The 26,597-nt window shown below is 70.3% G+C and carries 18 protein-coding genes; 10 read left to right on the top strand and 8 right to left on the bottom strand.

What is annotated here, in order from left to right:
- Positions 1-26: 26 nt before the first annotated feature.
- Positions 27-2,855, bottom strand: a complete 2,829-nt coding sequence (locus M8I34_RS24565) for an AAA family ATPase (RefSeq protein ID WP_250052471.1) — start codon at positions 2,853-2,855, stop codon at positions 27-29.
- Between the two features lie 420 nt (positions 2,856-3,275).
- Between M8I34_RS24565 and M8I34_RS24560 the strand changes: the two genes are divergently transcribed.
- On the top strand, positions 3,276-4,259 hold the full coding sequence (locus tag M8I34_RS24560; RefSeq protein ID WP_250052469.1) for an NAD-dependent epimerase/dehydratase family protein: 984 nt from the start codon (positions 3,276-3,278) through the stop codon (positions 4,257-4,259).
- A 275-nt stretch (positions 4,260-4,534) separates the two neighbouring features.
- Here the strand turns inward: M8I34_RS24560 and M8I34_RS24555 are convergent, their stop codons facing one another.
- The 3 genes from M8I34_RS24555 to M8I34_RS24545 form a co-directional block, all read right to left on the bottom strand.
- Entirely contained in the window at positions 4,535-5,650 is a 1,116-nt protein-coding gene (locus M8I34_RS24555) for an IPT/TIG domain-containing protein (RefSeq protein WP_250052468.1), read from the bottom strand.
- A 390-nt stretch (positions 5,651-6,040) separates the two neighbouring features.
- A complete protein-coding gene (locus M8I34_RS24550; RefSeq protein ID WP_250052467.1) occupies positions 6,041-6,523 on the bottom strand; it encodes a hypothetical protein in 483 nt (160 codons plus the stop codon).
- Between the two features lie 431 nt (positions 6,524-6,954).
- On the bottom strand, positions 6,955-7,329 hold the full coding sequence (locus M8I34_RS24545) for a DUF2267 domain-containing protein (protein WP_250052465.1): 375 nt from the start codon (positions 7,327-7,329) through the stop codon (positions 6,955-6,957).
- Between the two features lie 283 nt (positions 7,330-7,612).
- Between M8I34_RS24545 and M8I34_RS24540 the strand changes: the two genes are divergently transcribed.
- From M8I34_RS24540 to M8I34_RS24525, 4 genes are all read left to right on the top strand, one after another.
- Complete coding sequence (locus tag M8I34_RS24540; protein ID WP_250052463.1) at positions 7,613-8,629, top strand: DUF5954 family protein; 1,017 nt, start codon at positions 7,613-7,615, stop codon at positions 8,627-8,629.
- Between the two features lie 267 nt (positions 8,630-8,896).
- On the top strand, positions 8,897-10,879 hold the full coding sequence (locus tag M8I34_RS24535) for a hypothetical protein (protein WP_250052461.1): 1,983 nt from the start codon (positions 8,897-8,899) through the stop codon (positions 10,877-10,879).
- A 35-nt stretch (positions 10,880-10,914) separates the two neighbouring features.
- A complete protein-coding gene (locus M8I34_RS24530; protein ID WP_250052459.1) occupies positions 10,915-12,462 on the top strand; it encodes an ABC transporter substrate-binding protein in 1,548 nt (515 codons plus the stop codon).
- 205 nt (positions 12,463-12,667) lie between these two features.
- Entirely contained in the window at positions 12,668-13,051 is a 384-nt protein-coding gene (locus M8I34_RS24525; RefSeq protein ID WP_244416309.1) for a hypothetical protein, read from the top strand.
- 142 nt (positions 13,052-13,193) lie between these two features.
- Here M8I34_RS24525 and M8I34_RS24520 read toward each other — a convergent pair whose 3' ends face one another.
- The gene (locus M8I34_RS24520; RefSeq protein WP_250052458.1) at positions 13,194-14,003 is read right to left on the bottom strand and encodes a hypothetical protein; all 810 of its coding nucleotides are present in this window, start codon (positions 14,001-14,003) and stop codon (positions 13,194-13,196) included.
- A 659-nt stretch (positions 14,004-14,662) separates the two neighbouring features.
- Positions 14,663-14,941: a hypothetical protein gene (locus M8I34_RS24515; RefSeq protein WP_250052456.1), complete on the bottom strand. Its 279-nt coding sequence runs from the start codon at positions 14,939-14,941 to the stop codon at positions 14,663-14,665.
- A gap of 577 nt (positions 14,942-15,518) precedes the next feature.
- Here M8I34_RS24515 and M8I34_RS24510 point away from each other — a divergent pair.
- On the top strand, positions 15,519-19,718 hold the full coding sequence (locus M8I34_RS24510) for a toxin glutamine deamidase domain-containing protein (protein ID WP_250052454.1): 4,200 nt from the start codon (positions 15,519-15,521) through the stop codon (positions 19,716-19,718).
- A gap of 67 nt (positions 19,719-19,785) precedes the next feature.
- Here the strand turns inward: M8I34_RS24510 and M8I34_RS24505 are convergent, their stop codons facing one another.
- The gene (locus M8I34_RS24505) at positions 19,786-20,769 is read right to left on the bottom strand and encodes a hypothetical protein (RefSeq protein ID WP_250052452.1); all 984 of its coding nucleotides are present in this window, start codon (positions 20,767-20,769) and stop codon (positions 19,786-19,788) included.
- 169 nt (positions 20,770-20,938) lie between these two features.
- On the opposite strand from M8I34_RS24505, the gene M8I34_RS24500 reads away from it, so the two are divergent.
- The 3 genes from M8I34_RS24500 to M8I34_RS24490 all read left to right on the top strand — a co-directional run bounded on the left by M8I34_RS24500 (position 20,939) and on the right by M8I34_RS24490 (position 24,954).
- Positions 20,939-21,277 (top strand): hypothetical protein, encoded by a 339-nt coding sequence (locus M8I34_RS24500; protein WP_244416304.1) that lies wholly within the window; start codon positions 20,939-20,941, stop codon positions 21,275-21,277.
- Positions 21,278-21,720: 443 nt separating this feature from the next.
- Complete coding sequence (locus tag M8I34_RS24495; RefSeq protein ID WP_250052450.1) at positions 21,721-24,108, top strand: prolyl oligopeptidase family serine peptidase; 2,388 nt, start codon at positions 21,721-21,723, stop codon at positions 24,106-24,108.
- Positions 24,109-24,402: 294 nt separating this feature from the next.
- The gene (locus M8I34_RS24490) at positions 24,403-24,954 is read left to right on the top strand and encodes a Rieske (2Fe-2S) protein (RefSeq protein WP_250052448.1); all 552 of its coding nucleotides are present in this window, start codon (positions 24,403-24,405) and stop codon (positions 24,952-24,954) included.
- Between the two features lie 59 nt (positions 24,955-25,013).
- Here the strand turns inward: M8I34_RS24490 and M8I34_RS24485 are convergent, their stop codons facing one another.
- On the bottom strand, positions 25,014-25,661 hold the full coding sequence (locus M8I34_RS24485; protein WP_250052446.1) for an isochorismatase family cysteine hydrolase: 648 nt from the start codon (positions 25,659-25,661) through the stop codon (positions 25,014-25,016).
- Between the two features lie 273 nt (positions 25,662-25,934).
- On the opposite strand from M8I34_RS24485, the gene M8I34_RS24480 reads away from it, so the two are divergent.
- Positions 25,935-26,399, top strand: coding sequence for a pyridoxamine 5'-phosphate oxidase family protein (locus M8I34_RS24480; protein WP_250052444.1), 465 nt, complete (start codon positions 25,935-25,937; stop codon positions 26,397-26,399).
- Positions 26,400-26,597 lie beyond the last annotated feature (198 nt).

The raw sequence follows: 26,597 nt of genomic DNA, 5'->3' as shown, positions 1-26,597 counted from the left end.
AACAACGCGTCGAGCGCCGAAGGGGGTCAGCCCTGCGAAGGTGACGGCCCGGACTTCTGCCGGCGGGTCACCTCCGCGGCGATTTCGACCCGTGAGGTCATCGCCAGCTTTCTGAGGATGCTGGACACATGGGTGCTGACGGTGCTTCGGGCGATGGACAGCCGAGCCGCGATCTCAGGATTGGAACACCCTTCGGCCACGTGCTCCGCCACCAGGCGTTCGGTGTGGGTGAGTGCTTCCCAGCCGTCGCGCACGCCGGTCCGGGTCCTGTGTGAGCCCCGGCGAACGGCGACCGCACGCAGCCGGGACGTCGCCTGGGCCACGTCCCGGACCGCGCCCAGCTGCGTGAACGTGTCCAGTGCCTGATCGAGCAGGACACGGGCGTCACCCAGCCGCCCGCTACGGGCCAGCATTTCCGCCGCGTCGGTAAGGGTGTGCGCCGCATTGAGCGGCCGCGGAGCGTTGCGGTAGCAGCGGACGGCTTCCATGAGCAGATCGGGGTCCCCGCTCAGCAGACCTTGACAGCGGTAGGCGTCACCGAGGTGGTAGAGGCCGCCGCTGTACTCGGCGCGCCGTTGCGCGGCGGCGGCATATCGCTGTGCGTTCGCATGGTCCCCGTGGGCCAGGGCGAGGCGCACCAGATCAGGTGTCAGAAAGCTGAGGATCAGCCGGCCCGGCAGATGGCCGACGCCACTGTCGAACGCCTCGGCGAGCCGGGAGTAGGCGCGCCGGGCATCGCCCTGCGCTTCGTCCAGAAGGACGTCGGCGCACAACGGCAGATACTCGTAGAAGGCAGCGACCGTCGAGTTGTCGGCCTCGGGCGGCAGAGCGGTCAGATGTGCTTCGGCGAGGGGGCGTCTGCCTCTGTGCACGGCGATCAATGCCGCCACCGCCCGCAGCGCCCGGCTCAGTGCGTCCTGGCCTCCGCAGTCGAGACCTGATGCGATCTCCGCCAGCGCATCGTCCCAGCGCCCCGTGTGAAACGCGAGGAGCGCGCAGGACAGGTGGTACCAGGGCAGAAACATCCCTCCGGTGTGCTCCGCCGGGATGCGTATGGCCGCGAGGGTCCGCTGCGCGTCGTCCCCGAGATCGAGATCGACGTAGTAGTTCACCAGGGCGAGTTGCAGCCCCATCCACTGCGCCGGGTGCATCGTGTCGGGCGTGAGGCGGGACGCCTGCCGCGCAAGTGCCACCGCTTCGGCGTCCGGCGTTTCGAGGAATCGCTTGGCTGCCAGTATGTGCAGGGCGCCGGCCAGGGCGTGACTGTCGCCGGCCTTGTCGGCGGCGCGGCGGGCGCGTGAGGCGGCCGCGCCGGCCTCGGTGAGGTCGCCCAGCGCGAAGAGACACACCGCGCCGAACGCCTGGAGCCGGACCGCCTCGATCGCCGGTACGCCCGGGCTCCGGCATCCGGCCCGCGTCTCCGCCAGCGCCAGGTCGGGGCGGCCGCGGGCGAACGCGGCCTGGATGACGATCCAGCGCAGCAGGCATTCCCACCCGGGGTCGGGCGCCTTGGCCAGGGCGCAGCGGGCACTTTCCTCCGCTTCGGCGAGGAGACCGCAGGAAAGCTGCGCAAGGGCGTGGTGCAGACGGAGGTTGGCGTACCCGGCATCCGTGGGGTCGCCGAGTTCCAGCGCCGTGGTGAGCAGCCGCAGAGCCATGGCGGGTGCCCGCGTGGTGAGCCGTGCCGCGGATCCTTCCAGCCACGTGATCAGGAAGTCCGGGCTCGGCAGCCCGTTGAGGAGGTGCTCGGCAACGCGTTCGGGAGCTGCCCCGGCCTCGGCCAGACACTGCGCCGCTCTCATGTGCAGCATGGCCCGGACCGACCCCGGCACGGCGTCGTCCAAGGCGTGCCGGATGAGCTCATGCCGGAAGCGCAGGCGTTCGCCGGTGTCCCTCAGCACCCCGGATGCCTCGGCCTCCGCCATGACGGCCAGCAGGTCGCGCAGCGGAAGGTCCACCACCGCTGCGAGTTCGGCGGTGGTGCAACCGGCGCCCAGTACGGAGACCACGCGCAGCACCTGCACCACGTCGTCCCGCAGATAACGAAGCCGGTGCGTCACCAGCGCCGTCAGCGGCGGCAGCGAGCAGCCGGCGGCGATGTCCGCCGTGGCCGCACCGGTCTCGATGGCGTGTTCGCGCCTCAGCGCGGCGATCAACTCGGTGATGTACAGCGGGTTGCCGGCGGCTCCCTCGGTCATGCGGAGCAGTCGCGGACCGGCCGGCCGGCCGCACAGGTCCGCCAGCAGGGCCGCCACGGCCTCCGTATCGAGGGGTGCCAGCTCCAGCCGGGTGCGATGGGCGGCGATCGGGCTCCGTGACAGATGGTCGACTTCCCCGGCTCCGGACACGGGCCGGTGAGCACCCACCACCAGAAGCGGCAGTTGGTGCACCGAACAGACCAGTTTGTGCAGCACGGCCACGCTTGCCGAGTCCGCCCACTGGAGGTCGTCGAGGAACAGCGCCAGCGACCCCTGTGCGCACAAGTCCTCGACCAGCCCGACCATCGCCTCGACGGTCGCGGCATACGCCCCCGCCGTCTCGCTCCTGGCGCCCGGCAGACCGTAGCGGGCATCACCGCGCAGCACCTCGGTGACCCGGGCCCGCCGGGCATCCGAGGGAGACTCCTCCAGCCTCAAGCAGCTGGAAATGAAGGCGAACGGACATGCCTGTTCCAGCTCCTGGGCACTCCCCTGGAGCACTCGCAGGCCCCTGCGCTCGGCGGCCGCCGCGGCCTCCTCGAGCACCGCGGTCTTCCCGAGACCGGCCTCACCCACGACGAAGGCGGCCTGCCCCTCGCCCGCGAGCGTGGACTCCACCAGCCCGGACAGCTCCGCCAACTCAGCCGCACGCCCCACAAGCCAACCTTCGAATGAAGCCATCACTTCGCCCCCAAGCCATGCAATGCCAGGTGTTTCATAACACATGTCTTGGATGTGCGTAGCGAACGACCGCCACCCGGACAAGATCTACTCGCCGGTAAAGGCAGCCGTGGAACCCGGGGATATGCGGGACCCGGGGGTATGCGGGACCCGGGCATACGCGGAACGCGGGGATATGCGGCCCAGGACATGACCCTCGTCATGCCGCCCGGCCGCCGCGGCCGCGGGGACCGGATGAGTACGGAACGGCGGGGGGCGACGGCCCGGACGGTCGCCGGGACGGGCGGGCTGCCGGAATGATCCGGTACCCCGTCCTCCGCTTGTTTCGCTCGCGGAGATTCCGCCGAGAGCGTGCGCCCATGGCCCCGGACGCGGCCGTGCGGCACAGTCGCCGTCATGAAGCTACTGATGCTGGGCGGTACGGAGTTCGTCGGACGGGCGGTCACCGAGGCGGCGCTGGCGCGGGGTTGGCAGGTGACGGTCTTCCACCGCGGCAAACACGCGCCGCCGGCGGGCACGGTGGCCCTGCACGGCGACCGCGGGACCGCGGCCGGGCTCGCAGCCCTGGAGAAGGGCGAATGGGACGCGGTCGTCGACACCTGGAGCGGAGCCCCCTCGGCGGTGCGGGACACGGCGCGACTGCTGGCCGGGCGGGCCGGGCGCTATGCCTACGTCTCCAGCCGCTCGGTGTACGCCTTTCCGGCCCCGTACGGGCTCGACGAGGACGGTCCGCTGGTCGCCGGATCCGCCGACGACACGACATCCGACGACTACGCGGCGGCCAAGCGGGGCGGTGAACTGGCCGCGGCCGAGACGTTCGGAGACCGGGCGCTGCTGGTCCGCGCAGGGCTGATCCTCGGGCCGTACGAGAACATCGGGCGGCTGCCGTGGTGGCTGGGCCGGATCGCCCGCGGCGGACCGGTCCTCGCGCCGGGGCCACGGGAGTTGGCACTGCAATACATCGACGCCCGTGATCTCGCCGAGTGGACCCTCGGCGCCCTGGAGTCCGGGATCGGCGGGGCGTACAACCTGGTCAGCGAGCCCGGGCACGCCACGATGGGTGAGTTGCTGGAGAGCTGTGTGCAGGTCACCGGCGCGGACGCGGAGCTGCGCTGGACCGCTCCGGAGGACATCCTCGCCGCCGGTATCGAGCCCTGGACCGAGCTGCCGGCCTGGCTGACGGCCGGTGAAATGGCGGACGCGCTCTACGGCGCGGATGTGTCCAGGGCCCTGGCGACCGGGCTGCGCTGCCGCCCGGTCGGCGAAACGGTCGCTGACACCTGGGCCTGGCTGCGGTCCCTCGGCGGCACGGCGCCCCTGCGTCCGGACCGGCCGGCGCCCGGCCTCGCCCCGGAGAAGGAAGCGGCGGCGCTGGCTTAGCGGTGCAGCCGGAGCAGGAGCCGGTTGGGCAGGCCGACCTGGCCTGCCCAACCGCACTCCCACCCCTGCCCCGTCTCGTCTCCTCCCGGTCCGGTCACGCCATGGCGCGGGACATGACGGTGGCCGGCAGCGGCGCGGTAAGGAGGCCGTGGTCACCCCGGGGGGAGGGGCGATCCATGCCGGGGCAGGGGTGATGGCGCGCTCGTCGGGCTACGGCGGAAGCGGGTTCCCCGGGGCCGCCGCCGCGCCGAGCGTGCCGGTGGAGGCGTGGCCGCTCACACGTAGGTGTATCCGCCGACGACCGCCGTGCTGCCGGAGGGCGTGGAGACCACGACCGGGACGTTGCCGAGGGCTCCGGCGGGGGTGAAGCCGACCAGCGCCGTACCCGACGCATTGACCGAAACCCCCGTCGCCGCCACCCCGTTGAACGTGACCGCAGCCCCGCTCAGATTGCTCCCCGTGATCACAAACGCCGTACCACCCGCCGTACTGCCCGACGACGGCGACAGCAGCGTCACCACGGGCGGAGGCGGCGCGACGTAGGTGTAGCCACCGGCGACCGTGGCACTCCCCGCCGGTGTGGTGACCACGACCGGGACGTTGCCGAGCACTCCGGCAGGGGTGAAGCCGACCAGCGCCGTACCCGACGCATTGACCGAAACCCCCGTCGCCGCCACCCCGTTGAACGTGACCGCAGCCCCGCTCAGATTGCTCCCCGTGATCACAAACGCCGTACCACCCGCCGTACTGCCCGACGACGGCGACAGTGAGGCGGCCGTGGGCGGAGGTGCCGTGTAGGTGAATCCGCCGGCGACGGTGGTGCTGCCGGCCGGTGTGGTGACGACGACCGGGACGTTGCCGACGGGCCCGGGCGGCGTGGTGCCGGTGAGTACCGTGCCCATGGCGTTGATGGACACCCCGGTGGCCGGGACGCCGTTGAAGGTGACCGTCGCGCCGGTGAGGTTGGTGCCGATGATCGCGAACGCGGTGCCGCCCGCGGTGGAACCGCTGTTGGGCACGAGGGCGGTGACCGTCGGGCCGCTCGGTGGGGCGACGAGGTAGGTGTAGCTCACCGAGTTGGTGTTGCCCCTCGGTGTGGTGGCGATGACCTGGACGGTGCCTGTGGCGTGCGGCGGTGCGATGACGGTGACCGAGCCGCCGGACGGGTCCTGGGCCACGATGGTGGCGGGAATGCCGCCGAACGTGACCTGGCTGGTGCCCTGGAGGCCCGCCCCGGTGAGCAGGACGGTATTTCCTCCGGTGGTCGGCCCCGAGTCCGGAATGGCTTCATAGAGCCGCGGATATCTGGGCCAGTTCCCCCCGCCCCCGTCCCCGCCGGGCCAAGAACCCGGGGACTGCGGATTTTCTTGCTGCTGTATGACTGCGGACATGGCTTCTCCCTGAGCAGCCGCCGCTCCGTTTCCCTTCACAATCGAGTTGTGAACGGAGGTATTCGGGGCGGAAGTTGCTGCCGTCGAATGGTGGATGCATGCGACGGTAAGGTTCCGGAGAGATCGGAAGAAGGCGCGTACGTGACAGCAATGACGCGTTCAGCGATCAAAATGACAATACGTAGATGAGCGTCGCTCCCGCATTGCGGTCCGGCGTGCGCCTGGCGTCCCGCCACTCCTTTCGCGAGCCGGGCGGCACGCGCGCCGGGTGCGGGCCGCGGACCTCCGGTCCCGCGGAAGGCCGCCCTCATGTGCTGGGCCCGGGGACGCGTACCGCTCGTCCCCGGGCCCGTTCCTCGTACGCCGCCCCTCGGCCGAGGGGCTTGCCGCTTACTGGTGGTAGATGGTCGCCGGCCAGTCGGCCTTCCAGTTCCCGTCGCCGAACTGGAGGTTGACGGAACACCTGCCGGTGTCGCCGTCACAGTTCAGAGTGTTCGCCGGTACGGGAGCCGCAAGCCGTGCGCCGTCGGCGGACCGGAGTGCCTGGTGGAAAATGGTCGCGGGCCAGCTCGCCCGCCAGTAGCCGTCGCCGAACTGCAAGTTGGCGACGCACTTGCCGGTGTCGCCGTCACAGTTGAGGCTCGTTACGGGCACGGGAGCGCGATAGGCGGACCGGGTCACCTGGTGGAAGATGTTCGCACCCCAGCCGGCCCGCCAATTGTTGTCACCGAAGCGGAGGTTGGCCGTGCACTTGTAGGTGTCGCCGTCGCAGTTGAGCGAGGTCACCGGAACCGGAGCGGCAACGGCCGGGCCGGCCAGTCCGATCCCCAGAGCCGCGAAAGCAGCGCATGTGCCGACGATGGTGCGTCGCATAGCCGAGTCCTTCCGTCGGTGGGCGCACGACGCGCCCGATCCCAGAGAAGGATTTGCTGATTTCCTGCTGCACGAAGCCCGCACGCAGCGGCCTTCAACAGAAGGTGTGAACACCCGTACCGACGACCGATACCAGCGCTGCAATGCCTGGTGACATGGGTGGTGAACAGCGCATTTGTTGTGGACTCGGGGAGTGAACAGGGCGCATTGCACAGTGCGCCGCCCGGTGCACCGCACGGTCGGGCTCCCGCACACGGCCCATGCCCGGGGCACATTCCGGTCTTCTGCGGCCGTCTCGGCGGACCGGGCTTCCGTGCGTGGCATTCACGGGGATGCGAGCACGGCCCCGGTGGGTAGGTAATCGGGTTCGCGCGGGCGCAGCGGGCCCCGCGCGTGCGGTGTGCGCACGCGGCCTGAGGGGGAGGGACCCGTCAGATGTCGACCAACTGCGCATACTCCTTGCCGAGCTGCGACATGGCGTGGTCGAACTCCTTCCGCGAGATAGCCTCGTGCAGCGTGCCGAGGACCGCGCGGACGCCACGGGCGGCTTCCGGCTCGGTCAGGCCGGTGCGCGCGCCCACCCTGCGGATCGACTCATCCGGCCCGAAGACCTCCATCTCACCCTGACCTCGCTGCTCGAGCGAGGCGCGAAGAGGCTCGGGCAGTTCGAGGGCCAGATCGCGGGCTTCGCCGCTGCTCAGACGAAGGGCGAGGGTCTCGAGAGTGGCGCGGGTCAGATCGGCCGCTTCCTGCCGCGAGAATCCCGTTCGATCCGCCACCGCCCGGAAGAACTCCTTGTCGTCCATGCGAGCCTCCACATCGGAATCGAGGGATGAGCGAGGGAGGCAACCTCACCCACCACCTTGCCACGCACCCACCCCACGTGCGAGGCGCACAGCAGGCGGTCGGGGGGCGGGGTCGCGGTCGGCGGTCAGCAATCAGCAATCAGCGATCAGCGATCAGCGATCAGCGATCAGCGATCAGCGCGAACCCGGGATCCCGGCGTGGTCGCGTCGGGCCGGCACCGCACGTTTGATCACTTGCGGCATTCGACCCGGAATCACGCCACTCAGACATCACAATGTGCACATGGGTGATGACTGGAAGCGACAGATCGACCGGCTTCACGAAGGCCTGGTACGTCGCGACGATCCGACCGAGTGGGTAACCGAGGCCGACGCCGTCGATGCCTCCTACCGCTACCCCCACCTCGCACTCCGCGGTCCCGTCTTCGGCCTCGCCGCGCGCAACCCCGAACCGGGCGCCGACTGGAGGCTGTTGAGACCCGCCATCAGCGGCGCGCCCCAGGAAGCCCGGGACAGCCTCAACTCCCTGCTGTGGTTCAAGGCGAAGGACGACACCGACGATCCCGGCCGGCGACGCCAACTCCTCGACGCCGTCTCCGTACTCGAGCACGACCCTGTCGACGAGCTGACCGTCCTGGGCGTGCGCTACCGCGTCGTCCGCGGAGACGAGTTCGCCCGCAGCGGCCCCAGCGGTCTCGAACCGCCACGCCCCACAGACCCACCACCGTCCGACCCGTCCTGGGAAGGCCGGCAGGAAGCACCCTTACGCGATCTGGAGTTCCCCCTCACCCCGGACAGGGACGACGGCTTCATGGCCGGTGCCATGAAACTGGCGCTCAAGGGGTTCACCTACTCCGGCCCGTGGTTCCCCGCCGACGTACGCCACGACTCCGAGCGGGCCGTCGCCTCCCACCCCGATGTCGCGCTCCTCCCCGTCGGCTTCGGAGTGGTCGAACGCAACGGCCGCGGTTGGCTGCCGAAAGGCGCCCTGATGCCCACCCCCCACGACGCCCGGCGGCTGCTCTTCGACGGCATGACCGAGTTCTGGCCCCTGCTCCACAAGTTCACCGACCGCCAACGAGCCCGGTACGCCCAGGCCGCCGAGCAGTTCAAAGCCGCCGGCCAGGCCGACGAAGCGCGCGTCGGCGACACCCTGTTCCGGATCTGCCGCATCGAGCGCATGGTCCGGTCCGGGCCCGACGGGCCGGAACCACCGCGCCCCTCGGACCAGGACGACTACGGCCCGACAAAGATCCATCCCACGATGGACGAGAACGGCACCATCCACCACGGCAACTGACCACCGGCGGGCCCGTCGGCGCCCCGACCGAAACCGGCGGAAACCCGCCGATGCCGGCCGATCGGCGGCCCGCTCCGCAGGAACCGCGGACCGCCGCACCCCCATACGACAGGCGACACTCCGGCACCTTGCGTGAACCGGTGGCACGTTGTGCGTACGCGTGCCAACCTTCTGTAATCAGCCGACGACTGTCGTCGCTGACATCACAGTTGCTGTCATCACAGTCGCTGTCTTCACAGGGGGCCGAGCAACGTGGCGGAACGTCCGTTGGGGATACAGGGGATCGAGGCCCTGTACGAGGAGTGTCGCACTCGCGTACAAGACGGCCGGACCGCTGATACGGGGCGCGGACTTCCCGCGATCGTCCTCGTCGGGCCGCGCGGCAGCGGCAAGACCACGACGCTGAACTGGCTCGGCTACCTCGGATCGCGGCGGCCCCACGCCTACTTCGACTTCGGGTCCGCCGCGCCCCGTAGGCCCCATGAGGTCGCCGGCCGTCTGGCGTACGGGCTCTCGCACCGCTTTCCCCGGCAGACGCCGCTGGTCTTTCCACGGCTGACGCTGGGCCTGTTCGTGGTGGCTCCCGAGCTGTCCCTGGACGCCACGGATCCCGAGCGGGCCAAGAAGCAGTTGCGCCAGGCGCTGCGCGGGCCCCAGGAACCCAACGCTGCGGGCGACCGGGTCGCCGCGGTCGCCGGGCTGTTGCAGGACCTCAACCTGGTCCGGATCCCCGGCGTCAGTCTGCTGGCCAGTCTCATCCGGCAGCCGCCCAGTATGCCGCTGCGGGTGACCCGGCACACCGGATTCGCCTGGTACGCCGGTCCGTTGGCCGCCCTGGACGCCCTCGTCGAACTCAACCAGCTCAGCAAGAGCGAGGAGCCTGCGGACCGGGCCGCGGTGGACCGGCGGCTGTGCGAGGCGTTCCTCGCCGATCTGCGCAGCGAGTACGCGCGACGCCAGCGCGACCGCAACTGCGTGGTGCTGCTGGACAACATCGACGCCCCCGGCGGACGGGAGTTCCTGGACCTGCTGATGGAGCTCCGGGACGCCAGCGGGGAACCGGATCCGCTGCTGGCCGTGGCCGCGGCGGCGAACGTCGGCCGGGTGCCCGCGATGTTCGCCACCGGACCGGCGGGCGTACGGGTCCGCGCCCCCGAGCAGGCCGGCCACGCCGACTGGGTACGGGCCATCCCGGACCCGCCGCCGAACCGGTCCTGGCGCTGGTACTGCGTCCAGCTGCGCGGTCTGACCGCCGGCGAGACCGCCCAGCTCGGTACGAACATCGCCGGGCGGCTGCCGGAGGCGCCGCTGCTCGCGCACCAGCTTTCCGGCGGGCATCCATGGAGCATCCGGCAGCTGCTGACCGCCTCGGCGCGCCTCGTGGGCCGTGACGAGCCGGAGACGCTGCTGCGCGCGGTCCTCTCCAGCACCGCGCCGTCCGCGGAAGGCGCCGACGAAGGGCCGCTGCTGGAAGAAGAGGCGCGGCAGTATCTGCTCCGCGATCTGACCGACGACCAGCATCGTGCGCTCGTCGAGTGCTGTGCGGCCCGCGAGTTCGACGCCGCATGCGACGCGGGGCTCCTCGACCGCTTCCAGCTGCACACCCGCGATTCGCTGGCCCGGGTGGTCGCGACCCGATTATGGCTGACCGATCCGGTACCCCAGGATGCCGAGGCCCGTGGGGGCCGGGGCTCCGGATATCTGGAACGGGTCCATCCGCACCCGCTGCGCGGCAGCTCCGTCCTGCACCCGTGGCTGCGCCTGCTGCTGTTGCAGGAGCTGGCGGCCCTCCCGGACCGCTGGGACGCCGTCCACGGAAAGCTGCGGACCTGGCACGCCCACCACGGCCACCCACTGGAAGTGCTGTATCACTCGCTTGCGCTCCACCGCGTGGACGACGTCATCGAGCATCTCGCCCGGCGTCTGGTCGAACTCTCCGATACGGACATCTGGCTGTACGAGCTCTACACGATCACCGCCGCGCCGCTTCGGGTACCGGTGGTGCCGGAGCAGTCCGCCACGCTGCGGCTGGAGCAGCTGGCCGCCGACCTCGCGCCCCGCTCGTTCGCGGAGCACACCCCCCTGACGCTGCTGGTGGTCGGGCTGTGGCTGGCGTCCGATCCACGCAATCGCCTGCCCGGGGCGAACCCCGAGCTCAATCGCACGATCAACGCGATGCTCCAGGACCTGGCCATGCGCTCCGTCCCCCGCCGGATCGGGCTCATGCACGAGGCCGCCAAGTACGTGTGATCGCGCTGGAGCACCCGTCCCCTAGGAGCTGGCACATGCATCTGCCCCCGCAACCCGCCGACGATCTCCCCCCTTGGTGGAAGGGGTGGCGAGGAATCGCCGCCCTCGTAGTGGCCCTGGCCCTGATAGCCGGCGGGCTCTGGTTCTTCTGGCCGGCCGAGGAGGACGACAGCTGCGCGGCGGACCAGCCGGGGCTGCACTGGGCCGGTACGGGGCCGCTGCGGGAGTGCGTCGGCATCACGGACGAGAAGGCGTTCTCCTTCGATCCCCGGCTCAAAGGGATCACCGACCGGATCGCGCAGGAGAACAGGCGGGTCCGCGCCCAGTGGGAGAAGCCCGCGTCCGGGAAGAGCCGCCTGCCCTACGTCAAGGTCGCCGTGCTGTCACCCCTGACGGAGAGCGACACCAGCGCGCTGCCGATCGGGGAGATCCGCTCCAGCCTGGAGGGCGCCTTCCTCGCGCAGTGCCGGGCGAATGCCTGCCCCGCACTCTCCACGGCCAGCTCCACCGGCATCCAGGGCAAGACGCCGCTGATCCAGCTGGTCCTGGCGAACGAGGGCCGTAACGAGACGCATTGGAAGCCGGTGGTGGACCAACTGGCCGGCCTGGTCGACGACGCGCACCCCCTGGTCGCGGTCACCGGCATGGGCGTCAGCATCCCGGAGACCCAGGCAGCGGCCACCGAACTCAGCCGGCTGAAGATCCCCGCGATCGGTGCGGTCCTGACCGCCACCGACCTCAACGCGCCCCGTCTGTTCAAGGTCTCGCCGTCCAACGTCGACTACGCCAAGGCGCTCCGCCGCTATCTGAACGGCTCCTCCCTGAAGGGCCACCGCGGCTACCTCGTCTTCGACAGCAGGGACGACAACTACGTCAAGACCATGCGCAGGGCGTTCGACGAGGAGTTCGGCGACTACATCGGCCGGCGGCGCGCCTCGTTCGTCGGCACGACCGGCCACCAGCCGGCGGGCGTTCCCCGGCTCTTCTACAACGCCGTCAACAACATCTGTCTGACCAAGGCGGAAGTGATCTTCTACGCGGGACGCGACCGCGATCTCGCCGATCTCGTCCGTGCCCTGTCGACCCGCAGTCAGTGCGGCCATGACATACCGATCACGGTGATGACCGGTGCGACCGGCACGTTCGCGCAGGGGAAGCAGGTACAGGGGCTGCTCAAGAGCAACAAGATTTCGATCCTGGACGTTGCGGCGACCAACCCCGACCAGTGGACAAGCGGCGTCCATGCCCCGTCCGGCTTCAAGCCCTTCCACCAGGCCCTGCGGGATCTGAACTTCAAGGACTCGGTGATGGACGACGGGTACGCGATCATGCATCACGACGCCGTGCTGACCGCGATATGGGCCACCCGCAATGTCACCGGCCAGACCGGCAAGGAAGCGCCCGACGTCCAGGACGTGTACAACGAGATCACCAATCTGCACGACGCGAGCACCGTTCCCGCGGCCGGTGGAGAGCTCAGCTTCGACGACGCCTCCAACGGCTGGCCGCACAACAAGCCGGTTCCCGTCATCCGGCTGCCCGAGCCCCTCAAGAATCCCGGTGCGCCCTATCTGGTGCCGTGAGCGCCTGACGGCTGCGAGGTGCGCAGCACCGGCACGGCAGAGCGGCGGAAGGCGTCTGAACTGGGCTGCTGAGGCCTATCAGGCGTCTTCGCGCCTGGGCCGGCAACCGAGCTCTACGGGAGCCCTCTTGAGGAGGTGTCACCTCGGCTGGTTAAACTTTCCAGCACCGACGTGGCGGTGGCGACGTCCAAACGAGGGGGACTCGATGGGAGACGGGCTCAAGGCCGACATCGGGGTACTGCGTACGGGCGGCACCGACTTCGACCGGATCGGCAAGGATTACCAAGGCCTCGTCGACAAGTTGCAGAGCGCACTCACCTCCCTGGAGGGCCAGGACACCCCGCCCTGGGGAGATGACGACCTGGGGGAGAAGTTCGGCGTCGTCTACGAAGGCCTGCGGGACGGCATGTACGAGTCGATGGGCCACCTCGCCGCGAAGTTGCAGGAAATCGGCGGCGGGTTGAACAACATGGCCAAGAACCACGAGGCCGACGAGAACTTCAATGAGTCCATGATGAAGCAGCATGTGGCGAACGAAGAGGCGGAGAGCCAACTGATCAGCCAGTTCAAGCGGCCCACCACCGCCTAGGGCCGGTCGGCTCCTGCCGCCCCGGATCCGTCCCGTCCCGTTCCGCCCGTGTCGGCTCCGGTCAGCTCCCGCCGCCTCTGGCCCGTTCCGTTCCGTTCCGCCCCTGATCCACCGACGGGCCCAAGACCTCCTACCAGGGGGCTCAGTTCATTTCCCGTGAACTCGATGCCGCCGTCCCGAATTGCCCGTCCTTGATCCGTCCCTGCCCGCACCACAGCCAGCCTGGAGAACGCAGCCCGTGTCGTTGATGCTGCCGGACGCACTTGAGTGGGTCCTTGAAATGCTCGGGTTCAACTGGCCCACGGCGGACGAGGACAAGTTGATGGATTCCGCCCAGAAGTGGCGGGATTTCGCCACCGGGGTGGAGGATCTCCAGCATCAGGGTGTCCGGGCGGCGGGCAATGTGCTGTCGCAGAACTCCGGCGACTCCATCGACGGCTTCCACACCACGTGGGAGAAGTTCGCGGGCGGCTCGGGCTACTTCTCCGACGCCCGTGGCGCCGCGAACGCCATCGCCACCGCCCTGGACGCCGCGGCCGGACTCGTCATCGGGATGAAAGTCGCGGTGATCGCCCAGTTGGCGATCCTTGCAGCGGAAATCATCGCGGCTCAAGCAGCGGCGCCGTTCACCTTCGGATTGTCCGAAGTGGCGGCCGTGGCGGCGACCGCCGCGACCCGTGCGGTCGTGCGGAAGATCATCAAGGAGGTTGCCAAGCAGCTCCTCGACGCGGCCTTGGAGACGGCGAAGGAGCCCGCGGTCTCGGCGCTTCAGGCCATGATCTCGGATGTCATCGCGCAATCCGTGAACATGAACTTCGATGCGCAGAACGGCTTCGACGCCGGCCGCACGGTGAAGAAGGGCGCCGAGGAAGGCGTCAATGCGCTCAAGAACTCCGGCCAGACGTTCGCCGAGTCGCTGCGTGACGGTGCGGGGGCCAAGGCCGGGCACCACGTCCGCAACGGGATGGAATCGGCGGCCGGGCACAACTCCGGTGGGGATTCGGGCCACGAGTCCGCTGGGAGTTCAGGGCACGATTCCGCTGAGGGTTCGAGTAGAGGTTCCGGTGGTGGAGGGGAGACCAGCGGCGGCTCCGGCAGCAGCTCTGGCAGCGGCGGCTCTGGCAGCGGTTCCGGCGAGGGCAGTTCGGGTGCGGGGTCGTCGTCCGGGGCCGGGGGGTCCGGATCCGGGGCGGGGGCAGGGACTGGGGCCGGGTCGAGTGGCTCGGGTGGTTCTTCGTCGTCGGGTGACTCGTCGTCCTCGGGTGGCTCCTCTCCGTCGGGTGACTCGCGGTCCTCGGGGGCTTCGGGGGCTGACGGTTCGTCCAGTGGTGGCCCTTCGCACAGCGGCGGTGCGGGTGGCAGCGGTCCCGGCGGCGGAACGTCCACGAACTCGGCTGCCGGGGGCGACACGGGTGCTCCGTCCGGCGGCCACAACAGCCCCGATTCCGGTGGCGGTCACTCCTCGGACGGTGGCGGCCGGTCCGGACCCTCGCATGCGGACTCGCCAGCTCCGAGCCACCTGACTCCGTTCGACGCGGGATACCGGGAGTCGCACGGCGGCGAACCGCAGGGCGGCGGCGACACCTCGTCGGGCTCCCCTGCCGACTCCTCTCACTCGTCCACGCCGCCGGTGTCGTCGGCCTCCGCGTCTCCCGACTCGGGGCCGTCCCCGGACTCCGGATCATCCCCGGACTCCGGGTCGTCCTCCGACTCCGGATCGTCCCCCGGCTCCGGGCCGTCCCGGCCTGACGCGTCGCCGTCCTCCGAAACCGGAGCCCGGCCGGACGGGGCCGATTCCACCCATTCCGGGCCGGGTTCGGTGTCGGACTCCGGCGCGGGACCGTCCCCGGACTCGGGCAACCGTCCCGATGCGGGCGGTACGCCGGACACCAGCCCTCCTCAGGACAGCAACCCGGCCGGGTCGGAGCCCTCCCGTGGCGACGGTTCGCCCTCCCCGGATGCGGGGCCACGGCCGGATGACACAGCACCGCGAGCGGACGACACTGCACCGCGACCGGATGACACGGCACCACGACCGGACGAGGTGGCACCGCGAGCGGATCACGGGTCGTCGTCCCAGCCCCCGCATACGGACAGTTCGCCCACGCCCGACACGGGTAACCGGCCGGACAGCGGGCCTTCACCGACGCCCGCCCACACTGACGGACCGCCCTCTGGCCCGGTGCATCACGCCACCTCCGGTGCCGGTGACTCGAACCCCGACTCCCACCAGTCACCGCAACATGCGCCGTCACCCTCTTCGTCGCCGTCCCCCTCGCCATCACCGGATGCCGCGAGCCGTCCGGAGGCGAACGTCCCCTCCCCGTCGCCCGCCCCGGACAACGCACCAGGTAACACACCGGGCAACGCACCGGCGGGATCGGACTCCTCCCAGTCGCCGTCGCAGCACGACAACGGCAACAGCTCCAACGGGAGCGGTGGCCGGGCCGGTATGCCCTCGGGCGCCATGCCTCATGCGGCCGCCGCGCACGCCTCGCCCGCTTCCTCCTACGGCTCGCCCCAGCAGCACAGCCCCCACCCGGCGAACGACGACAGCGACGTCACCACGCACACGGACAGCGCGACCACCTTCGCGCCGCCTCCCACCGGTATGCCGCCCGCATCTCAGACCGGCGGCGATCCGTCCAATTCCGCGCCCGCTTCCGCCGCTCCCACTGCGCCGCCCGGCGTGGCCATGGGCGGTGGCCCCGTGCCCACCCCGAGTGCCCCCGCCGGCGCACACGCTTCAGCAGGTGCTCCGCCCGCCTCCGCGCCCCCGCGCTCCACCCCGGCCGGCCACGGCGCCCCGCCCCGCGGCACGCCCGCCCGGGACCCCCGCACCGCGCCCTACGGTGATCCACGCAGCGCTCCCCCGCGTCAACGGCCCGGTGCTCCCGACCAGTCGTCGCGTCCCCGGCCGACGCCTCCGCGCGCCGAACCACCGCGTGCCGAGCAGCCGCGCGGCAATGAGTCGTCCCCTCAGCAGCCGCAGACTCCACCACCGAGCAGGGTGCCGGAGCAGCACGGCCCCGACCAGAATGCTCCGGACCAGCGCACCCCCGATCCGCAGCACCCACGGGGCGACGACACACCGCCCACGCCCGACCACGACACGAAGACACCGGAGCCCGGCAAGCCCGAAGCCGACAAGCCCGAGGCCGACAAGCCCGGTCCTGACTCCGAGCACCAGAACGACGCTCAGCCCCATGCCAACAAGCCGGAGGACACCCAGTCCGACGAGGGCAAGCCCGAGGACCAACAGCCCGACAACGGCAAGAGCGACAGCGACAGCGACAGCGACAGCGACAGCGACAGCAAGAACGACGTCCCCCAGGCCGACGACTCCGACTCCGGCGACAAGGACCCGTCCGACGCGGACCCCCACACGGAGTCGGACCCCGACACGGAATCGGACTCGGACTCCGACACCGACTCGAGCCCGGAGCAGGACTCACACTCGGACTCGGACCCGAGCCCGGACACAAACACGGACTCGGAACCGTCCCCTGACCCGGACTCGGACCCGGACTCATCATCAGAGTCGGACTCCGATCCCGACCCGCAGGACGACCGGCCCAGCCTCCAGGACGTACGAGACGGTATCCAGGAGGCACCTGGTGGCCTGTTGCCGCCCGACCCCGCGGATCAGCAGGCGCTCGAGGACGCCATCCCGCGGAACGACGACGGCACTCCCCAGCGCTTTCCCGATCCGTTCGGGGACTGGGCCCAGTTGCAGAACGACGGCGGTACGAATGTGCCCGGCCGTTCCAACAACTGTGCCGACTGTAGCCGTTCGTTCCTCGACACCTGGTACGGAAACCCGCAGGTCTCAGCGCCTCGCACCCCGGACCTTGACGCGGACGGGAACCCGGACCGCTGGTCACCCGAGACGGATGCCAACGAGAACATCATCGACTGGACAGGCGCGCCGCACTCCTATGCCGGCACCAGCCCCGACGGTCACGCCGCGATCGCCCAGGACCTCCTGAACGCCGGTCCGGGCTCGTCCGCGATCGTGCAGGTCAACTGGGACGGGGGCGGCGGCCATGCGTTCAACGCCGTCAACCACGACGGCCGCATCGTGTGGGTGGACACCCAGAGCGGCGAGGTGAGCGAGCAGCCCATCAACACCGACGGTGCCACGGATGTCTTCTACATCCCGCTGGACGCCGACCGGAATCCGCTCCATCCGGCTCAGGATCCGGCAGCCGACTCCGACTCGTCGGGTGATGCCGATTCCACCTCGGAGCAGTCCGACGGCGACCACTCCACATCCGACCAGTCCGACGGCGACGACTCCAATGGCGCCCAGTCCGACGGCGCCCAGTCGGCCGATTCACACCCGTCGGACGACTCTCACGACGGCCCGCCGACCGATGGCTCCACGTCCGAGCAGACAGAAGACACCCCGTCCGCCCCCTCCCCGCAACCGGACTCGACGCAGCCCGACTCGGCAGATTCCAACCCGCCGCAGTCCGACCCGCCACAGTCCGACCCGCCACAGAGCGACCACGACTCAAGCGACCACAGCACGCCGGACGCGAACGACTCCGCCACCCACCCGGCCGGCGACACCCCTGGCCAGTCGTCGCCCGGGGACAGCGTCAATGCCGGTGACACCGCGCCCCACGCGCCCGCGGACAGCAAGCCGGACTCCGGTCCCGACACGTCCTCCCCCGGGGACACCACAACTCCCGCCCCGGACAGCCCGTCACCCACCCCCGACAACTCACAACCCACCCCGGACGGCCCATCGCCCACCCCGGACAACGGCCCGAACAACCAGGACCACCCGAAGCAGGACGGCCCCGAGCCCGGCCCCAACCCCGGCCCCGACTCCGACCGTGGGCGCGGGCACGAGCAGTCCACCTCGCTCTCCTCGGATGCCCCTGCGGACGGTTCGCCCGGCGGACAGCCGCGGCCCGGTGGTCACGACACCTCCACCGGTGCAACCGGCAGCCCCCGGAATCCTGGTGACACCCCGTCGCGCGACGGCGATCCCCAGAGCCACGACCAGAACCGGCCCGCCCCTGCGCGGCCGGACACCACCTCCGCGGGCACGCCCGGCGGACGGCCCGACCAGACGCGTGCCGACAGCCGTCCCCAGCAATCGCCACCCGACGGCCGGCCTCAGCAATCGCCCGCCGACAGCCGTACGAAGCCACCGGCTCCCGACGGCCGTCCCCAGCCGCCGACGCCCGACGCCCCCGCGGGCAAGCGGAAGGCCAGCAATCCGCCGCCCACGGACAACCAGCCGTCCGGCTCGGGCACCGGGTCCTCCTCGGGGGACGGAAGCAGCCACAAGAAGAAGCGGACGGATCCGGACCACGAGGGGCTCGCCGCGCTGAAGCTGGACGATTCGCCGTCGCCGAATCCCGACGACGACGCGATGGACGTCGACGAGAAGGCGCCCTACTCCGACCCGCACGACCGCGGCGACAGCGACACCTCCGAGCAGGAACGCAAGGGGGATCGCACCCTCGACGCGGAGGCGGAGGGGTCCAAGGAGTACGGAATTCCGCCGGACAGGCTACAGAACGAACTCCGGCGGGACCGGGACGTACACCGCGTCCCGCTCGACAACGTCCATGACCATCTGGACAGTTGGGCCAAGGACGGGAGTCTGGCGCAGGTTCTGCGTGCCTCGACCGGTGATGCCGCCCCCACCTCGGGCGATGCCGGAAAGGGGCCGCGCGCCTTCACCCAGAGCGATCTGGAGCAGCGGCTGCCCGGATTCAAGGACCTCGAACGCGGGGAGCGGCTCGCGGTCGTTTCGTCCCTGGCCCGGCTCAGCGTGGGATTCCACGAGCAGCACGGCGTGGGCAAGAATCCCGAGAACGTCGACAAGCCGTACCGCAAGAAGGGCGAGGATGCGCCCAAGCCGGAGAGCAAGGACAGTGCGGCCAAGAACGCCGAGGAATCGCTCGGTGTGCGGGGGCACCGCAAGAGCAGCGACAAACTCCTCAACAGCCTGAAGCTCGGCACCGTTCCGCCCAGCCTGACGAACAACAGTCCGGACCTCACGGACCGCAACTACGCGGTGCTGGAGGTCGAGGGCCCGCCGCCCGGCCGCGAGACGCATTACGTCACCGACTCCTCGGTGCCGGTGGGTGAGAAGTATGTGTCGGGCCGGCATTCGGAGAAACATCTCGCCGACTGGCTGAAGCGGGTCAATCAGGGCGACACGAAATACACGCCACAGGCCGTCTACACGGAGCGTGAGCCCTGCGGAATGGGACAGGGCCATGCGAAGTGTTCAACAGTGCTGCGGGAAAAGGCACTCGACGACTCAAAGGTCTACTACAGCACGACCTATCGCACCGACCCGGCCGATGTCGCGGCGAAGAAGAAGCTCGACACGGCGAAGACCGCGGAGAAGAAGCAGGTCGACAGTATGGCCGCGGCCGACGTGCAGCAGAACATCGCCGACCGCATCAACGCCCGTACGGACAAATCCGCCGACCGGGCCGCCAAGGAAATCGCGGCGGCCCAGAATCTGAGTGAGGCGGACGCGCGCAAGGAGCTCAAGAAGCTCATCGAGCGCGATTACAGCAAGCGGAAGGAAAGCTCGACCACGGAGGAGAAGCAGGCGATGGTCCGGGAGATGGACCGGCATATCGACCACCTGGACACGACCTGGCGGAAGATCCAGCCGAGCCTGATGTGATCCGGCCGGACCGCTCCCCGGTGCCGCCGCCCGCACCGGGGCGGCGGCACCGGCCCCCGTCCGGCCCTCAGATGTCCAGTGCGCCCCGGAAACGGCCATGTCCGACGTCCGGGCTGGTCACCGCGAGCCAGCCGTGGCCCACCCTGTCGAGCACCTCGACGGTCGTCGGCTGGATGGAGAGGTAAGAGGCCACCTCCTCCGGGTCACGGACACCTTCGGCGTACTCCTCGGCCTCTTCCGGGTCGTACAGTTCGTCGTCCTCGTCCTGCATCAGATCCCGCTCGAACTCCAGGGGTTCGCCGACCCATTCGGGATCGCCGTAGGTGCGGTGGCCCCGCTTGTCCTGACCGTTCTCCGAGACCCACCACACCCGCGCGCCGTTGTACTCGTCCACGGCGTAGAAGTGCGCCTCCCGGCACTGCGCGCTGAGTTTTTCCACGGCTTGCGCCCAGTAGTCGTTGAGATAATCGGCGCCGTAGACGAGCCGCCAGCCGTCGAATTCCGGCGTGATGAACACGCGGTATTCGGTGGAGGAGGTGCCATCACCGGAGGGGTGCTCAAGCGAATTCTCGTGATGGACGGCGGCGGACACCCCCAGGGCCGTCGTGACGGGGCGTGCGTCGTGCAGCTCCAACGCCCGCACGATGTCCTTCACTTCCGCCCGTGGCACCGCTATCCAGGTCTCCGCCGGAAGGTCGCCGGGGCTTTCGTCCAGCAGCTTGACCCGTACGAGCCGCTCGACGGCTGCCCGGTCTGCGGGGCCCAGGGCATCGCCGCCGCCGAGGCTCGCGAGCGCATGCAGGGCCGCAGACCGCAGGCCTCCGGGGCCCTCACTACGGACCCTTCGCAAAGGCTCGATCGCCGTGGCACCGAGGTCTTGCAGACACGACTCAGCGGCCGATCGTCCAGACCCTTCCTCGTCACCGAGCAGCGGCAGCAGGTGCTCCACGACCGGGGCGCCGAGCACGACCAGCCGGTCCCTCGCTGCTCTGCGCTCGGCCCGGTCCACGGCTGCCAGTTGACGTACCAGTGCGGCGATGTCCTCACTCATGGAAATGACCCTAACCGAGCCGGTACCTGACTCCGCCCGGGCTGCTTGTGGAGTACGGTCAGGGACAATCGCCGGGCCGGCTGCTCACGATGGAATCGATGGACGCAGCGCCATGACTCAGCACATCCGTCTGATGACAGACGCATTGCTGTGAGACGAAGGAGTTCCCATGACTTCGGACAACTCTCCGACAGATCGGCAGAATGTGCCCACGAATCCCGACGAGGCGCTGGAAGCGGTTCGCCGGCAATTCGGCCGGCCGCAGTCCTTCGACGGCACCCCCGCGCCCCTGCATGTCCAGGAATTCGACCTGGGATATCTGGTGTACGCGACGTACGCCAAGCCCGTCGACCGGAACGGGCGGCCGGTGCCCGCGCCGCCCGGTGGCAGCAGTTTCGTGGTGGCGAAGGAGAGCGGCGCGATCTCGACCGTCCCCAACTATCCGCCGGACCAGGCCATCGCGCTCTACCGCAAGCAGCTCCGGCGCGCGGACACCCCGGAGGCATAGCCCCGCGGCAGTACCTGCCGTCGGGATCCCCGGTGGTCGCCCGGGTGTGTGCTCGATACCCACCGTGGTCACGGGTTCGACGAGTCACTTTACGCACATGGACGCGGCCGGGCGCGGAAGCCGGTGACGTGCGCCGGGGCGAACGACGATCCCCCGAAAGACCCCCAAAAGCCCCTTGAAAGCCGCTTGAGAGCCGCTTGAAAACGCAAGTTCGGAAGCCGGCCTCGGGGCTACGTGATATATGTACCGGGGCCGTCGGACTCGACGGCCCCGGTAGCGACCCGCCCGCACGCACAGGCGTGACCAGCGCGTCGCCATGACTTCGGTCGGCATCCCCGAAGCTACGGCAGCATCCCGAAATTTCCCTTGTGCCCGGTCAGGTACCGGTGCTCAGTGCTGCGCAAAAACTCGTCGCGGCACGGCCTTTTCCGTGAATCCCGGATATGCCTATGTTCCCCCCAGGGATCGCCGTACCCGAACCACTGCCGACCGGAACCCTCAGCATCCTGGACGACAGCACCTTGGAGGACAGCACCTTGCACCGCAGCACCGTGCCTTCCGCGCACACCCCGAGCTCCACGGATTCCACGAACTCCACGGATTCCACGAATTCCGCCGCCTTCCCGCGCCAATTCGCCCGTAGTCGCCGCTTCTCCCTCGGCGTGCCCAGGCATTTCACCGTCTCCCCCGACGGCAGCCGGGTGCTCTTCGTCCGAACGGTCTCGGGCACCGATCCCGTCGGCCGGCTGTGGCAGTACGAGGACGGCGCGGAACGGCTGGTGGCGGATCCGGCCCTCCTGGTGGGGGCCGGTACCGGGCCGGTCCCCGAGGAGGAGCGGCTGCTCCGGGAGCGGGCCCGTGAGCGGTCCGTGGGCGTGGTGTCCTACGCGACGGACGACGCCGCCCGTGTGGTGGCGTTCGCACTGTCCGGAGCCCTGTGGGCGGTACGTACCGACGGCGGCGTGCCGTTCTCCGTCCCCGCGGCCGGTCCGGTGGTCGACCCCCGCCCCTCCCCCGACGGCCGGCACATCGCCTATGTGAGCCGCCGCTCCTTCCACGTCGTCGACCTGACCGGCGCCGACCGTCAACTGGCGCGCGCCGAGGGCCCGGAGGTCTCCTACGGACTCGCCGAATATGTGGCCGCCGAGTCCATGCACCGGCTGCGCGGCTACTGGTGGGCGCCGGACAGCCGCCACGTCCTGGTGGCCCGGGTCGACACCAGCCCGGTGGAACGGCGCTACGTCAGCGATCCGGCCGACCCGACGAAGCCGCCGCAGGCGATCCCGTACCCGGCGGCCGGCACCTCCAATGCGGAGGTCACCGTGCAGCTCCTCTCCTTGGAGGGGGAACGGGTCGACGTGGACTGGGACCGCAAGGCGTACGAGTACCTGGTGGACGCCGGCTGGGATGCGCACGGCCCGTTTCTCGCCGTACAGAGCCGTGACCAGCGCATAGTCCGTACGCTCTCGGTCGATCCGGCGACCGGGGCCACCGAGGTGCTGCATGAGCGGACCGACCCCGCATGGGTGCAGCTCATCGACGGCACCCCGGCCCGTACGGCATCGGGGGCCCTGGTGCTCCCCGAGGACGACGGCGACACCCGGTATCTGACCGTGGGCGGCCGACGGGTCACCCCGGAGGGGCTTCAGCTGTGCGCGGTCCTCGGGGTCGAGGGCGAGCGGGTGCTGTTCACCGCGAGCGCGGACCCGTTGGAGACCCATGTGTGGTGCCATGAGCCCGGCCACGGCAGCCGCCGGCTGAGCCGGGGCCCCGGCAGGTACAGCGGCGTGGGGCGGGGCGGCACTGTGGTCCTGGCGGGGGTGACGCCGCGGGGCAATGAAGTGGGCGTACTGCGGGGAACGGAACCGGGCGCAGGCACAGGCACAGGCACAGGCGCAGACGCAGGCACGGGCGCAGACACAGGCACAAGCACGGGATCGGCCGGGAAGGCGGGGTCGGCCGGGGAAGCGGGGTCAGCTAGGGAAGCAGGGTCGGCCGGGGAGGTGCCGTACGAGACTCTCGCGTCGCTCGCCGAGGAGCCTTCGGTCACCCCGCGTCCGCTCCATCTCATTCTCGGCGAGCGGCAGTTGCGTGGCGCGCTCTTCCTGCCGTCATGGCACAGGGAGGGCGCCGGGAAGCTGCCGGTGCTCCTCGACCCGTACGGGGGCCCGGCCATGCAGCTCGTGGGACGGGCCCGGGGGTGGTTCACCTGTGTGTCGCAGTGGTTCGCCGAGCAGGGCTTCGCGGTGCTGGTGGTGGACGGGCGCGGAACATCGAACCGGGGCCCGGCCTGGGAGAAGACCATTCACGGCGACCAGCTCACGCCCGCGCTGGAGGACCAGGTGGACGCGCTGCGGGCGGCCGGGGCGCGCTTCGGCGATCTGGACCTGACACGGGTGGCGATCCGCGGCTGGTCGTTCGGCGGGTTCCTGGCAGCGGCCGCGGTGCTGCACCATCCCGACATCTTCCACGCCGCGGTCGCCGGCGCCCCGCCCACCGACCAGCGGCTGTACGACACCCACTGGAAGGAGCGGTTCCTGGGCCACCCGGAGGAGCAGCCGGAGAACTATGTGCGCTCCTCCCTGACCGGCCGCGGCCATCTGCTGCGCCGCCCGCTGCTGCTGGTCCACGGGCTCGCGGACGACAATGTGGCGGCCGCGCACACCCTGCGCTTCTCGGCCGAGCTGCTGGCGGCGGGCAAACCGCACAGCGTGCTCCCGCTGCCCGGCGCCACGCATCTGCCGGCCGGCGACGCGGTCAACGAGCAGCTGCTGCACTTCCAGCGGGACTTCCTGCTGGACGCGCTGGAGAGGCGCGTCGACGGGGACTGAGGCGGGTGAGGGGACTGAGGGCCCTGGCGGTTCACCCGGGCGTTTCGGGGCTCGGCGGCCCCCTCGCCTGTTCCCCTCGCACCCGTCCCCCTCGCGCCCGTCCACCTCGCCCGTTCCCCCTGCGGCGGCTCACCCGCGGCCTTTCGTCCGGGCGGTTCGCCGTCGGCTTTTTCGCTTCGGGGAAAGGAACGCGTCCCGCGTTGAACACGCGGGGCCGTCCCCCCGTATGGACCCTGTGCAACGACCTTGAGCACAACGCGCACCGAAGGCACCACCAAGAACCGGAGGCACACCATGGCTCGACAGGCAGCGTCGGAGCGGACGGAGACCGAAGCGGTGACGGAGGAGACCGGCCAGACGGCGGGGCGCGGAGCGGCGCGGCGGACCGTCGTCGCGGCGGTCGGCGCGGCCGGGCTGACGGCGGCGCTCGCGGCCTGTGGCGGCAGCACGGCGGACGCGGGGAGCGGCGCTTCCAAGGTTGAGGGTGGCGATCAGGCCGGCAGTTCAGGGGCGAGCGGTGGGGGCGACGGCGCCGCCGGCGGGGGTGGTGGGGGCGGTGGCACCATCCTCGCCAAGACCTCGGAGATCCCCAAGGGCGGCGGCAAGATCTTCAAGGCCGACAAGGTCGTCGTCACCCAGCCTCAGGACGGCGACATCAAGGCGTTCTCCGCGATCTGCACCCACGCGGGCTGCGTCGTCGGCGAGGTCACCGGCGGGACCATCAACTGCATGTGTCACGGCAGCAAGTTCGACATCACCGATGGCAGCGTGAAGAAGGGCCCCGCCACCAAGGGGCTGGCGCCCGCCAAGGTGAACGTGAAGGGCGGCTCGGTCACCCTGGGCTGAGGGAACGGGCCGTCCCCGGCGGCCCGCCCCCGGTCGGCCCCGGCCGCCCGCCGCCCGGGTCAGCGGCCACGGCGCGGTCGCCTCCAGCTGGTCAGAAGGTCATCGGTGGTGGTGACGGTGGCGACCAGAGCGAGGGTGTTGCGGACCATCGCAGGGGTGTAGTCGGATGGCACCCCTGCGATGGCGTCCGCGGGCACCACGGCCGTGTAACCGAGGTTGACCGCGTCGAACACCGCATTGGGGATCGCCACATTCGCCGACACCCCGGTGACGACGAGCGTCCGGCACCCGAAGTTGCGCAGCAGCGCGTCCACATCGGTGCCGGCGATCGGCGAGAGGCCGTGCAGTCTGCGCACCACCAGATCGTCCCCGGAGACGGGTATCGGATCGGCGATGCGCACCGCGGTGGAACCCGTGAGCTGCTGAACGGGCAGCCGCTCGGCCGCCTTGAAGAGGCGGGCGTTGTGGCTGGCGCCGCGGCCGTCGGGACGGCGTTCGGCCACGGCATGCAGCACCTGGACGCCGGTTTCGTGGGCGGCCGCCACCAGCCGGGCGACATTCGCCAGCGCCCCCGACTTACGGGCCGCGTCGGCAAGTTCGGGCAGCGCGCTGTCCGGACCCACCACACCGCGCTGGCACTCGACGGTGAGCAGCACCGTCGACGCCGGGGCCAGTTGCTCGACGATCCGTGCGGCGCCCGAAGACATCGCATCCCCCTCTGACGGACTCGTTTCCCTGCCGGACGTACCCGGGCTCGTTTTCCTGCCGGGCATGCTTCCCTGCCGGAGCCGATGCCCGGCCTGGGCTGATTTCCTGCCGGACCTGATGTACCGGCCGGTCCGAGCCGGGCGAGAGTACCGGGCATTGCGCACACCAGGAAGAGCCCTCATGATTTCTGACACTCAGTCAGGTAAGGGTCGGTGTCAGGCAGGCGGGTCAGTGCCCCACGAGCGGGGGCACACGGCGGAGGGCGATGACGGATGGCCGAGACACAGCGGCGCGGGCGCCGGATCATGATGACGCAGGGCGAGCTCGACGCGTTCCTCGCGGCGCAGCGCACCTGCCGGGTGGCGACGGTCGGTGGCGACGGCGCCCCGCACGTCGGGGCGCTGTGGTTCGTCTGGGACGGCACGGCGCTGTGGCTGTATTCGATCACCCACAGCAAGCGGTGGGCCCAGTTGCGCAAGGACCCGCGGATCGCGGTGGTCGTCGACGACGGGCACGCATACGACGAGCTGCGCGGGGCCGAGCTGACGGGCCACGCGGACTTCGTCGGCGAGGCTCCGCGCACCGGCGAGCCGTGCCCCGCGCTCGACGCCCCGGAGCGGCTGTTCGCGGAGAAGTACTTCGGGATGTCCCGGATGCCGCACGACGGCCGCCATGCGTGGCTGCGTCTGACGCCGGAGTCGGTCGCGTCGTGGGACTTCCGCAAGATCCCGGGGTGAGGGTCGGGGCGGGAGAGCGGGGTGAGAGAGCGGGGAGGTGTGGGGGGAGTGAGGGGCGGGTGTGAGGGGGCGGGTGTGAGGAGGCGGGTGTGAGGAGGCGGGTGTGGGGTCGATCACCGCGGGCGGAACGGATCGGTCCCCCGGATGTGATCGCGTTGTCAGTGGTCTCTGCGAGAGTGGTGTGGGTCAGCCCCTTCG

The organism is Streptomyces sp. MCA2 (genome assembly GCF_023544705.1).
GTDB lineage: Bacteria > Actinomycetota > Actinomycetes > Streptomycetales > Streptomycetaceae > Streptomyces > Streptomyces decoyicus.
This window is presented reverse-complemented; position numbering and strand designations above follow the sequence as displayed.

What these genes read in the sequence shown, in the direction of transcription:
- M8I34_RS24495 (WP_250052450.1), top strand. Translation starts at nt 21,721, where the DNA reads ATGCCTATGTTCCCCCCAGGGATCGCCGTACCCGAACCACTGCCGACC.
- M8I34_RS24500 (WP_244416304.1), top strand. Translation starts at nt 20,939, where the DNA reads ATGACTTCGGACAACTCTCCGACAGATCGGCAGAATGTGCCCACGAAT.
- M8I34_RS24560 (WP_250052469.1), top strand. Translation starts at nt 3,276, where the DNA reads ATGAAGCTACTGATGCTGGGCGGTACGGAGTTCGTCGGACGGGCGGTC.
- M8I34_RS24555 (WP_250052468.1), bottom strand. Translation starts at nt 5,650, where the DNA reads ATGTCCGCAGTCATACAGCAGCAAGAAAATCCGCAGTCCCCGGGTTCT.
- M8I34_RS24490 (WP_250052448.1), top strand. Translation starts at nt 24,403, where the DNA reads ATGGCTCGACAGGCAGCGTCGGAGCGGACGGAGACCGAAGCGGTGACG.
- M8I34_RS24505 (WP_250052452.1), bottom strand. Translation starts at nt 20,769, where the DNA reads ATGAGTGAGGACATCGCCGCACTGGTACGTCAACTGGCAGCCGTGGAC.
- M8I34_RS24550 (WP_250052467.1), bottom strand. Translation starts at nt 6,523, where the DNA reads ATGCGACGCACCATCGTCGGCACATGCGCTGCTTTCGCGGCTCTGGGG.
- M8I34_RS24525 (WP_244416309.1), top strand. Translation starts at nt 12,668, where the DNA reads ATGGGAGACGGGCTCAAGGCCGACATCGGGGTACTGCGTACGGGCGGC.
- M8I34_RS24545 (WP_250052465.1), bottom strand. Translation starts at nt 7,329, where the DNA reads ATGGACGACAAGGAGTTCTTCCGGGCGGTGGCGGATCGAACGGGATTC.
- M8I34_RS24480 (WP_250052444.1), top strand. Translation starts at nt 25,935, where the DNA reads ATGGCCGAGACACAGCGGCGCGGGCGCCGGATCATGATGACGCAGGGC.
- M8I34_RS24510 (WP_250052454.1), top strand. Translation starts at nt 15,519, where the DNA reads ATGCCTCATGCGGCCGCCGCGCACGCCTCGCCCGCTTCCTCCTACGGC.
- M8I34_RS24540 (WP_250052463.1), top strand. Translation starts at nt 7,613, where the DNA reads ATGGGTGATGACTGGAAGCGACAGATCGACCGGCTTCACGAAGGCCTG.
- M8I34_RS24530 (WP_250052459.1), top strand. Translation starts at nt 10,915, where the DNA reads ATGCATCTGCCCCCGCAACCCGCCGACGATCTCCCCCCTTGGTGGAAG.
- M8I34_RS24485 (WP_250052446.1), bottom strand. Translation starts at nt 25,661, where the DNA reads ATGTCTTCGGGCGCCGCACGGATCGTCGAGCAACTGGCCCCGGCGTCG.